The following is an 11,685-nucleotide window of genomic DNA, read 5'->3' on the forward strand; positions in this document are numbered from 1 at the left end:
TCTTTCATATCTTTATCGGTTGACCTTGTGGCAGTTCGTACAGCCGCCTGACACTTTCCCTGCCACAAAATAGCGAGGTTGCTTTAATGATGCGGCAATTCTTGCTTCGTCTATTTGGCTGACGAAACCTTGCATATAGTCTTGCATAAACGGGTGATTGGCTCCCATGTCACCTGCTTTTAAATTAGACGCAATTTTGCTCATATTCCCTAGCGCCTTGAGTACCTTTTCACGTTGCAGTTCGGGCTCATTCTTAGCCTCGACGCTTGGCATCCCAAGTGCCACTTCGAGCAAAGCCATCTGGGCAGCGAGACGATGCATATCAGAGCTCAAATCCGCTTTCTCAGTATATTTGAATTCTGGCGGGTAGGTCACTTTGCGCAGGTTCGAGTTGAATTGACTACTACACCCTACTAACGCAATAGTACATATCGTCAAGACGCTGACTAGTTTGCTTGGTGTCACTGAAAATAGTTTCATTGGCATAGCTTCTTCATGGGTGTAGCTTCCTTATACAACTCGACGTTTCAACTACAGCGCTTGCTCTGTTTTTTGAATGATATTCAGCAATTCATCTTTGAGATGAACACGTTTTACTTTGAGTGACTCAATATAGTCATCTTTCACTGGGGTATTTCGACTTTCCAGATCATGTACTTCGCTTTCCAGTGCATGATGTGCAGTAAATAACTTAGCAAAATGACTGTCATTCATTTTAAGGTGTCGAATGGTGTGATGATGCTCAGGAAGATCTTTTACCAATGAGTGTTTCTCAAGTTCTTGCATAAATATCCTAGGTTGTTAGTGCTTAACCCCATACTAGTCAGATGCTTGTTAAACATATTGATCCCTATCATTTTTCAGCCTGATATACGTAACGAATAACACGGTTGTTATGTCATTTCGAAACGCTAAGCCTAAATGCAGCTTTTCTTTAAAGTAACTGGCCGACTACTGGTTGTCTCGCATACCCAGCAGGGATAGTGGCAAGCGAATCGCTCGCCCTGTGCCCATTGAGCTTAAGCAGGCTTGTATAACTAAGCGACGCATAAAGTTTGACTCCCCTACCCGCTGCGGCGATGATGTGCTTTCTTCTAAAATTGGGTTTTAAAAGGAGTTTATAGATTATGCAGCCAAACCTTCAAGGGCGCGTCGTGGTATGTACACGGCATATCTTCAAGCTGATATTCATCGCTATGCTGTTGTCATCTTGCGCCACCCTTAGCCCTGATTTTGAGAAGCCTGAGTTGCAGTTGACCAACTTGAGTATGCTTCCGGCTCAAGGCCTAGAGCAGCGATTTCGTCTGACGTTTCGAGTGACCAACCCGAGTAATATCTCTTTCCCGGTAGACGGCATGAACTTCAAACTGAATCTGCGTGGTTTGCAAGTTGCTACGGGGGTGAGTGATAAAAAGTTTGTGCTTGAACCTTTAAGCGACAATACCTTTGAAGTTGACGTAAGCGCGAGCCTATTCAATTCCGGTCGGGTACTTCTCGATATTATGAATTCTAAGCCTCAAGAGTTGGCCTACGAGATCAACGCTAAAATATTCACCAGCAAGGGATTATGGGGAAGCATTCCTGTTACGCGCAGCGGCCTTATTCCATTTGGCTTAAATAAAAGTAGCAACTGAAAAACGCTTTTTAATTCCTCCACAAGTCAATCCATGCTGGCCAAGTCTTTTGGTAAAATATGAGTAAATTACAGTGCAAAGAAAGCACTTAACCATTTGTGCTAAACTACGCGCCGCTTTCAATCCCAAGAGTAACAAAATGTCGTTCTTAAAAGGTACACGTTTGACGCTAGTCGTTATATGCGCCGTTCAACTGTTTTGCAATCAAGCTATTTCCCAAGAGGCTTTTAAAACAGTCACCGCGAGTACCGATGTTGAAGCCACCATGAAGACGATGTCTTTGACATATAAACAAGCGATGAAAACAACTGAACCAAGCACCATGTTAGGCCGCATCGATAAATTACAACACTTGGTGGCATCGGTGCAATTAGTGAAATTTGACAAAAAACGCCACGCCATCTTGCAGCAGGGTTTAAGTGAGGTGCAGGCGCAATTGAGCCTAGTTCATCGCAGTTTGACGCACAACGATATCACTGCAGCCAAAGCTCAATTGGAAAAAGTGGCTGAACTGAGAAAGCGTTATCACAAAGAGCGTAGCCCTGATATCTGGCAACTCATTTTCGGTGATGAATGAGCGCTCGTTAAAATGAAGAAATTCTATAGATTGTTGGTGTACAAGTTCAGTACCTCTCTTCAAAAACGATAATGGCAAAACCAAATTCAAAAGCCCCCACTAAAAGCGTCGATATTTATTGCGCTAACTGTCAGCAACAACTTTTTCGCTATAAAAAGGGCGGTAAAGGGGCCTTAGTAAAATGCTTTAAAGAAAGGATAAGCAAGGACTTCACCAGCGTTGAAGGAACATGCCCCAAGTGTGAAACCATTTTTGCCAGAGATACGCTAGTACGCGGCACACCTGCACTAAAAATAATCGGCGGTAAGGTGCGGTTCAAATAACCAGCGCATTGCATAAGCTTTGATTTAAACAGACTATGATTTACTCGAGCTTGGTTTTAGCCCATTGCAATTAAACACATACAAGGATGAAACTCGCAGCGGTGATTAATCCACCACCATGAGCGCGCGGTATTCATCATATGCATACTGATCCGTCATGCCGCTAATATAGTCTTGCAGCAAACGACAACGGTAGTAAAACTCCAGCTCTTCACTGGCATCATGATGGATGGCATGCAAATAGGCTCGTAAGTGCTTACCCGGTAACTTTTTCACCAGTCTTTTTGCTAACAGTGGCGCGTCTTTTTGTTGTTGATATACCTGAGTGAATTGCGCTTTAGTCAACTTGAGTAAAGGTTGATAGCAATCAAGTAAACCACTGATAATTTTGTAACCTTGCAACTCCCTTGCTTCAACCTCTTTATTGCAAAATGCATACTTCAAAGCGACTTTTTTGAACGCTTCAGATAGCGCATGAGCTGTGCTTCTATCTTCTAAAAGCGCTTGATTAAACGAGCCATGAAATATGCCATCGATATTATTGATAAAGCGTTCAACAGCATGAGTCACTAAGGGGTGAAGTACGCCAACTCTCAGGGATATGAAGAATTGGCTGTCTTTTGATATGTCATCCGCTTGCGCGGCTTTATAGGCTTTTGAGGTTAAACTTTGCATGGTATTCTTGCTGGGATCCAAGTCGAATTCAGACAGCAGTAACAGAAATTCTTCACACAAAGACGCTTGCAACTTTTCAATACCCAAAATGCCTTTTTCAACGGCATCTTCGAGATCAGCGATACAGTAGGAGATATCATCGGCAGCTTCCATGATGTATGACGCGGGGTGACGATGCCCAACCTCCATGCCTAAGGTGTCACACAAGGTTTCGACGTACTCTTTTTCACTGAAATAAAAGCCAACCTTTTTTTGTAAATAACCAAGCTTATCGCTTTTATCCGGTTTTACATCAGTACCGCAGCGAGTGTATTTGAGTATGCTCGCCACTTGACTAAAAGTGAGGTTCAATTGCAGCAGCGAGTGTATAAGTCTTATCGCTTGGGCGTTACCTTCAAAGTTGCAAATATCTCGCTGTAACGCCGTATTGAACGTGAATTCACCGTCGCTGTATGCAGGAAAGGAGCTATTAAGATTGAGTGTAAACCAGTCATTAATTGCCTGCTCACCGAAATGACCGAAAGGCGGGTTGCCTATGTCGTGCATGAGGCACGCCATTTCCACCACGCTTTCTAAATGTCGCTCGAATTCGGCAAGGTTGTATTCTGCCTGTTTAGCGCTATCTAATTTATTAAATATGCTCTGCACAATAAATCGCCCAACTTGCTGCACTTCTAATGAGTGAGTCAGCCGACTTCTAACCGCTGCATTTCGCTCTAAAGGGAATACTTGGGTCTTTTGCTGCAACCTGCGCACCGCTGCCGAATTGATTATACGGCCGCGATCACTTTCAAAATCGAAGAGTATCGATTTGACGGACTCTCTATTTCTCGTATTGTGAAGTCGATGACTTGTTAGCTTTTTGGAAAAATCAATCATGGGAACGTCTTGCAGCATTAATGTTCACTGACAATACAACAGTGGTTCATCACATGACACTTTTTTACACGAAATAAAACAACGGCTTACGACTAACGCAATTGAAGCTAGTGATTTAAGGTTATGCTAAAAAATACCAACCTTGAACTAACGACTAGGTGGCTAACTGGGCTTGCGATAACGCAAGCGGAATCTCTGCACCCGTTTATCAAATTTATGCACTATCCTGCCAATGCGCCCGCTATACACGTGAATAAATTCAATATTTCTAGCCATTAACACCGCACTTAAGTATTTCTCATGCAAAATAGCGACACTTTTATTTCGAATGACATCGTTATCGCTCGAATGAGCCCGATACCAGCCTTTTCCAGTTGGCCTCAGCCAGCTATTGATATGTTCTTGCATGGGAGTATCAACAACGGTTTGATCAAAATAAATCGATTCGTCAGTGACTTCCTTTACCGCTGAACAAAGACGCGTATTGAGAAAAACCAGTGCTTGGAATGCAGTATAATCCAACACAAAAAAATAAGATGAAATCCATTTGGATAAGGGCAACTTATCCACTTTATATTCTGTATTTCGGCTATCAACCCGTCCTAAAATGAAACCACGTTGGCGCTTTGCAGCCTGTTTTGATTTTAAATTATATAGCCATGCAGTTAAACGAGAAAAATAGTGGTTCTTGTCGTAGGTGTCATTTGCGAAGCAAAATAGATCGCCGTCTTGCAAGGTATAATTCTTTTCTAAGTATTGTTTACCGGCTTGCCAGCCAGAGAACTCAAAATAGCGGTTATCCCCAGGAATAAACTCGATATTGTTTAATGATGAGCTATGTATCTGCTCGCCATTATTGATGACGAGAATTTTAGCTTTTTTTCCGCTTGAGGTGAGAAACCGATGGAGACGTAATAGCGATTTTTCTAAGTTAACGGGCTCATATATCAAGAAAAGGCAATATATCATGTGTCACTAACTTCATTAATGGGTTTGAGGTAGTGCTGCTCTACTGTACATCTATGGCTAAGTAAGGTTATTTGCTGCGCTGACAATTAATCAGAAAAAACAAATAACAACAGCTTGCTGGCATGCCTGCATAAATCAAAATGTCTGTTCAAACGTCGCCTGAACATCCGTTTCTGGCATTTATAATCTACATAATGACACATTAATCTGCGCCTGTTGAGGGGCAATGCTAATAACGGAGCGCCAAGTGGGAAAACAGTAAACCGGCAAAGAGTCTTGCAACCCAATTAAAATGTGAACTTCAATAATATCAACGGGTAAGTTAATCACTCTAAAAAAGAATGCACATTCTAGAGGTCGCAAACCATCGCGTATTAAAATCGATTGGCGATGCTATTTTTCGCCAACTATAGTTGCTCTATCCCCATGATTATAAAGCGGGGTTTCCAATAAAAACGATAACAAAATACTGGTCAACAAATCTCTAGTTGTGCACATGTTAACCAGAATAAACGTTAACCAAACATGGATAAGAGCAACGAACAAAAGGACACGCACATATGGATAAATCTAATACCGGCCAGCTTAAAAAGAACCCTATCGCACTATTGATTTCGCTCACATTGGGGGTTCCCATCCCTATTGTTAGCGCGCAAGAAATCGAAGAAGAGGTAGAAACACTACGTCTGGAAACCATTACAGTTGAAGCGCAAAAGCGTCGTCAAAGTATGCAGACGGTGCCTGTTTCAGTTAGCGCCTTCTCTGGTAAGCAACTTGACCAAGCTGTACTTAAAGATATTTTTGATGTGGCTAGCATGGTGCCAGCCTCCTCTGCATTTCAAACCCAGAATGTGACCAACACTAGCTTCTCAATACGCGGTATAGGCACCTCGTCACAAAATTTTGGTTTGGATCCCTCAGTAGGGCTCTACATTGACGGTATTTATCGTGCCCGTCAAAGCTCTATGGTCAACAATTTAGTGGATATCGAAGCCGTGGAAGTGCTTCGCGGCCCTCAAGGTACGTTATTTGGGAAAAATACGCCTTCAGGCGCAATTCTGATCCGTTCCGTTGCACCAAGCCATGATGGTGCGAATAACTTTATCGAAGGCACAGTTGGAAATTATGGTTTACTTAACTATTCCGCTGCGGCGTCCGTGTCTGCTATTGATAATATACTGGCATTCCGCGTGACTGGTTTTGGTAGTCAGCGTGATGGTTTCGTTAGCGAAGTCAGCACAGGAAGTGACGTCCTAAATGATCGAGACCGCTGGGGCGCGAGACTTCAAGCCTTATATACTCCAAGTGACGATGTCACTTTGCGCATTATTGCTGATTACGCGGAAATTGATGAAATTTGCTGCGCCGCACCAGTACAAGTCAGTAATGCTCAAGCCACGGGTATAGAAGGTAAATTTGGCACCGACAGTCTTCTATCTCAAGCGCCGTTTAATGCCACTATATTTGATGGAAGTGACTTTTTCGATTACAAAGTCGCACTGTCATTTTTACCTGAGTCACAGGTAGAAGATAGCGGGTTGTCAGCTGAGTTGAACTGGGATATCAATGAGCAATTTACCTTGGTGTCTATTTCCGCTTATCGTAATTTCGACTCCTATGACAACATAGACAGCGACTTTACGGATGCTCATTTGTTTGGCACACGAAATGACTCCCAGCAAAATTCATTTTCCCAAGAATTACGAATCGATTACACGAGTGACCGCGTCACAGGAATACTCGGCGCTTACTACTTTAGGCAAGATTTAGATCTCGATTACAGCTTATATACTGGCGAGCAATTCAATGACTTTTTTCTGGCTGGCTTCGCGCAAGGAGCATTCAATGATCTGCTCGCTGGCATTGATGCTTTAAGCATCGCGACCAATGGTCTTATTGCAGCGTCGGCCTCTCCAGCCCCTGCATCGACCAGCTTTGATCACCGCGCAGATCAAAAACATGAAAGCTACGCTATTTTTGGTCAAATTGACTACCAACTTTCCGAAACACTCACCCTAACCACAGGTTTACGTTATACCGATGAAAGTAAGGATCTCTCGACTATTTTTAGTGAAGTATTACCCGCAGATTCAACCTTTCCAACCTTCTTCACCTCGGTTGGTGATCCAGCGGATCCTGAGTCAATTGTGCCAGGCTCACTACTTTACGGTGCAGGTGTAGCCGGTAACGTTTTGGCGGGCATTCAAGCCAATACTATTGATATTACAACGGCTAACGGCCAAGCAGCACTGGCTGCTCTGGCTCCGTTTCAAACGCTGGGTTGGGGGTTCAATCCGCTTGGCGCCATTACCGCTGCTCGCTCAGATATTTCTGATACCTTAGATGATGACCAAATTACCGGCACACTGAAACTCAGCTACACCCCAAATAGAAACACACTCATGTATGTCTCATACGGCACAGGTTATAAATCTGGGGGGACCAACACCGATAGAATATCAGAAGGCTTCGACCCTATATTCGCTGCTGAGAAATCCAGATCGCTGGAAATTGGTATTAAGAGAGACTTTCCAGAACAAGATCTTAGGGTTAACGCCGCAATACACTCAACTAACGTAGATGACATTCAAGCGAATACATTTACCGGCACAGGATTTAATCTACAAAATGCAGGGGATTATAAAACCTCTGGCTTAGAAGTAGAGCTAACGTGGCTGCCTACCGATACTATTGAAGTCGGTTTTGTGTATGCCAGAGTCAATGCGGAGTATGACAACTTTACGCGCGGCAATTGTTGGATAGCCTACACGTGGCACACCGGTATTACCGATCCCGGACAAGAAATTTCGGAGTCGGGTGCACCGAATCCTTATTGCGATCGCTCTGGTGACCGCCCAACTGGCGAGCCAGAAGACTATGCCATGTTAAGAGTGAAAAAGGATTTCATCATTAGTGATGGCGTCGATGCCCATATCGTAGCTGAATACTCTTACACGGGGGATGTCGTTTTAGATGGCAGTAATGATCCCTTCGCCGTGCAAGACTCATACAGCTTGCTTAACTTGCGTTTCTTTATGAACTTCGCGAAATACGATATGGATTTGGTTTTCTGGGGTCGCAATGTGCTGGACGAGGAATATATTAACCATGTGAATTTTAATACGCCTTTGCAAGAGGGTAAATTCAACGCCTATATTTCTGACCCTGCTACGTTTGGCATCACACTGAGAAAACGCTTTTAACGGCAGTGGCTAATTATTTAATGAAGTTGGAGTAATACCATTCCACGTTCCGTTCCACGCCAATAAGGGATCACTTATTCGCGTGGCTTGTCACGTGGATTGGCTTAAACAAAGAAACCGGCAGCTGCCGGTTTTTTTATTGCCAACGAGCATCCCTAGCATTGTCTATGTTGCTGCGCATGGCGCTAATGAATGGATGGTCTTTGTTATAAATAACTAATCCCGCAGCTAACGCCATTTCATAATATTCAATCGCCTTTTTATACTCTGCTTTCGCGTACCATGCGCTACCAAGATTGCTTCGCGTCGCCGCCACATTCGGGTGATTTTCACCGAGGGTTTGCACGTAGATCGCCAGCGCCTTTTCGTAATATGTTATGGCTTTGTCGTACTGCCCTTTCGCTTGCCAGCAACTGGCTAAACTGTTCTGGCGTATGGCGACTGACGGATGATTTTCCCCCAACATGCGGATCCCGCTTTTCAGTGCTAATTTATAGTAGCTAATCGCTTTGTCATATTGCTTAAGTGCTTTAAAAACACTCCCTAAATTACTGCGCCTTTTGGCCACTGCTGGATGATCTTCACCAAAGTGTTTAATACCGCCTTGTAGTGCTAACTCATAATATTGTATCGCTTTATCGTAGTCTCCCAACGATTCCCAAGCACTGCCTAAGTTACTTTGTCTGATGGCCACCGCGGGGTGGTCTTGACCAAAGGTGTTTATCCCACTGTTAAGTGCTAATTGATAATATTCAATCGCTTTTTCATATTGCCCTTTGGCTGACCACAAACTACCTAAATTACTCCACCTTATGGCTACCGACGGATGGGCTTCTCCAAAGGTTGCAATACCACTACCAAGGGCCAATTCGTAATATTCTATTGCTCGGTCGTATTGGCCTTTTGCCTTGAATATTCGACCAAGACTACTGCGTATCTCAGCGACATCAGGATGTTCTTCCCCCAAGCTCAGAATAGTGCTAGCCAACGCCTGCTCATATAACCCTAAGGCTTTATCATATTGGCCCTTAGCCAACCAGAGACTGCCCATATGGCTCTGCGTTGTTGCCACGACTGGATGCTGTTCACCTAGAGATTGCTGACCACCCACTAAGGCGAGTTGATAATATTCGTTGGCCTTATCAAATAGCCCTTGCGCTTGCCATGCACTGCCTAGATGATTGTATGTTTTAGCGACTTCAGGATGTGCGTTACCGTATTTTTCAAGCGTGTGTTGCAGGGCCAAATCGTAATACTCAATCGCCTTGTCGTAATCGCCCTGAATTTGCCACAAACTTCCCAAAAGCCTGCGCGTGACGGCGACGTTAGGGTGATTATCCCCAAAGGTTTTTTTGTCACTGGCAAGCGCCGAGGCATAAAACTCCATCGCTTTGTCATATTGACCTTTTTCCTGCCACACACTGCCAAGCTGCCTGCGCGTATCAGCCACTTCGGGATGGCTCTCAGTAAAGGTTAACAAGCTACTGCTAAGAGCAAGTTGATAGTATTTGATAGCCTTATCGTACTCACCTTTAGCTTGCCAAAGACCGCCTAACAGGCGATGCGTAACGGCAACACCTGGGTGCTCACCCCCAAAAGTTTTTATATCACTGGTTAACGCCAACTCGTAAAAACCTAAGGCTTTATCGTATTGCCCTTTCTCCTGCCAAGCCCGGCCGAGCTGACGCCGAGTTTTAGCCACGCTTGGGTGACTATCCCCAAATTTAAGCAAGTGGCTCTGATAGGCTAAATCATAAAATCCGATCGCCTTATCATATTGCCCTTTTGCCCCCCATAAGCTGCCAAGTAGCGCATGGGTTAACGCCACATTTGGGTGATCTTCACCAAATGTATTTATCTCGCTTTTTAACGCTTGCTCATAGTAATTTTGCGACTTCGTGTATTGGCCTTTAGCTTGCCAAACGCTTCCAAGTTGACGATGAATGCTGGCAACTTCTGTATGGCCAGGGCTGAAAATCACCAAACTACTGGTGAGCGCAAGCTCATACAGTTTCGTTGCTTCATCAAACTGGCCTCTGGCTTGTAAGAGGCTGCCCAAACGCTTGCGCGTGTCTGCAACACTGGGATGGACAGCTCCGAACGTCTTGATGTCACTCGTCAACGCTTGCTGGTAGTACACTAATGATTTGTCGTATTGACCCTTTTTATGCCAAGCACTGCCCAATTGCCTGCGCGTGCTAGCAACGTCAGGGTGGCTTTCACCAAAAATTAGTATGTTGATTTGCAGCGCTTTTTCATATTGCTCAATCGCTTTTTTATATTGGCCTTTGGCTTCCCAAGCGCTACCTAAACTATTTAGCATCACCGCCACAAAAGGGTGGTCTTTTCCAACAGAATTTAAACTGCTCGTTAAGGCGAGAGTGTAGTATTCAATCGCTTTACCGTACTGCCCTTGAATCTGCCAAACATTACCCAGTTTGTTGCGTCTCGTGGCCACAGTAGGATGATTCTCACCCAGTTGACGTATGCCACTTTCTAAGGCTAATTCGTAGAACGCAACCGCCTTTTTATACTGTCCTTTTGCTTCCCACGCACTGCCTAGATTACTGCGCCGAATGGCTACCGAGGGATGGTCGTCCCCCAAAGTGGCAATGCCGTTTTCCAGTGCCAGCGTGTAGTATCGGATGGCCTTGTCGTAGTCACCTTTGGCTTGGAACACTAAACCGATATTGCTTCTTATCGTTGCAATAAACGTGGAGTCTTTGTCTAAGTTTTTAACGCTACTTGCAAGCGCTAATTCATAGTATTCGAGGGCTTTATCGTATTGCCCTTTGGCATGCCAAACTAACCCCAAGTTACTGCGAATAGAAGCGATTTCCTGATGGCCGTCGCCGTAGTTTTCTATGCTGCTAACAAGTGCCAACTGATAATAAGTGATTGCCTTGTCGTATTGACCTTTTGCTTTATGCGCGAGCGCTAAATTATTATGCGTTGTCGCCACATTAGGGTGTGCTTCGCCAAAGAGGTTAATGTCGTCTTCAAGGGCTTGCTGAAATGCCTCTATCGCTTTGTCGTATTCGCCTTTACTGTACCAAGACGCTCCCAACTGGCCGTATGTCATTGTGCTGTTGGTCTGACTACTTTGACTGTTGGCAGTGGTGAGGATTGCTGGCAAAACAGCGACGATAAGCAAAAGAAGTATTTTATTTAAAAAGTGTGCTGTGTAACCTGATGATGTCTTTGTTTGGCGGGGCTGCTTAACAAAAGATTTAAAGTGACAGTGATGTGTTCCGTTCATACGCACTCAACTACCCAGTTCGAATCTAACCATTATTGATATCAAATGATAATTAGCTGACACGATGAAAGTGGAGTGATGAACTTTAGCAAACTTTACTTGGTCAGTTTATATCGTCGTTTTTTTGAGTATTTCAAGAAAGAAAAGATTCAATATACGGGGTATA

9 protein-coding genes are annotated in these 11,685 nt (G+C 44.1%); 4 read left to right on the forward strand and 5 right to left on the reverse strand.

Annotation, left to right across the window (positions count from 1 at the left end; genetic code table 11):
* Window positions 1-12: 12 nt before the first annotated feature.
* Both GMES_RS06170 and GMES_RS06175 read right to left on the reverse strand, forming a co-directional pair.
* On the reverse strand, window positions 13-480 hold the full coding sequence (locus GMES_RS06170) for a hypothetical protein (protein WP_226990256.1): 468 nt from the start codon (window positions 478-480) through the stop codon (window positions 13-15).
* A gap of 51 nt (window positions 481-531) precedes the next feature.
* A complete protein-coding gene (locus GMES_RS06175; protein ID WP_006991748.1) occupies window positions 532-786 on the reverse strand; it encodes an HP1242/YdcH family protein in 255 nt (84 codons plus the stop codon).
* A gap of 341 nt (window positions 787-1,127) precedes the next feature.
* On the opposite strand from GMES_RS06175, the gene GMES_RS06180 reads away from it, so the two are divergent.
* The 3 genes from GMES_RS06180 (at window position 1,128) to GMES_RS06190 (ending at window position 2,534) form a co-directional block, all read left to right on the forward strand.
* Window positions 1,128-1,634: an LEA/WHy family protein gene (locus GMES_RS06180; RefSeq protein WP_006991749.1), complete on the forward strand. Its 507-nt coding sequence runs from the start codon at window positions 1,128-1,130 to the stop codon at window positions 1,632-1,634.
* Between the two features lie 139 nt (window positions 1,635-1,773).
* Window positions 1,774-2,211, forward strand: coding sequence for a cytochrome b562 (locus tag GMES_RS06185; protein WP_006991750.1), 438 nt, complete (start codon window positions 1,774-1,776; stop codon window positions 2,209-2,211).
* Window positions 2,212-2,282: 71 nt separating this feature from the next.
* On the forward strand, window positions 2,283-2,534 hold the full coding sequence (locus GMES_RS06190; protein WP_006991751.1) for a hypothetical protein: 252 nt from the start codon (window positions 2,283-2,285) through the stop codon (window positions 2,532-2,534).
* A 105-nt stretch (window positions 2,535-2,639) separates the two neighbouring features.
* Here GMES_RS06190 and dgt read toward each other — a convergent pair whose 3' ends face one another.
* Entirely contained in the window at window positions 2,640-4,088 is a 1,449-nt protein-coding gene (gene dgt / locus GMES_RS06195; protein WP_039986781.1) for a dGTPase, read from the reverse strand.
* A gap of 162 nt (window positions 4,089-4,250) precedes the next feature.
* Entirely contained in the window at window positions 4,251-5,057 is an 807-nt protein-coding gene (locus tag GMES_RS06200) for a hypothetical protein (RefSeq protein WP_006991753.1), read from the reverse strand.
* 560 nt (window positions 5,058-5,617) lie between these two features.
* Between GMES_RS06200 and GMES_RS06205 the strand changes: the two genes are divergently transcribed.
* Entirely contained in the window at window positions 5,618-8,260 is a 2,643-nt protein-coding gene (locus GMES_RS06205; RefSeq protein ID WP_006991755.1) for a TonB-dependent receptor, read from the forward strand.
* Between the two features lie 136 nt (window positions 8,261-8,396).
* Here the strand turns inward: GMES_RS06205 and GMES_RS06210 are convergent, their stop codons facing one another.
* Window positions 8,397-11,396, reverse strand: a complete 3,000-nt coding sequence (locus GMES_RS06210; RefSeq protein ID WP_226990257.1) for a tetratricopeptide repeat protein — start codon at window positions 11,394-11,396, stop codon at window positions 8,397-8,399.
* Window positions 11,397-11,685: the final 289 nt, after the last annotated feature.

The sequence above is a fragment of the Paraglaciecola mesophila KMM 241 genome, assembly GCF_000315015.1.
Lineage (GTDB): Bacteria > Pseudomonadota > Gammaproteobacteria > Enterobacterales > Alteromonadaceae > Paraglaciecola > Paraglaciecola mesophila.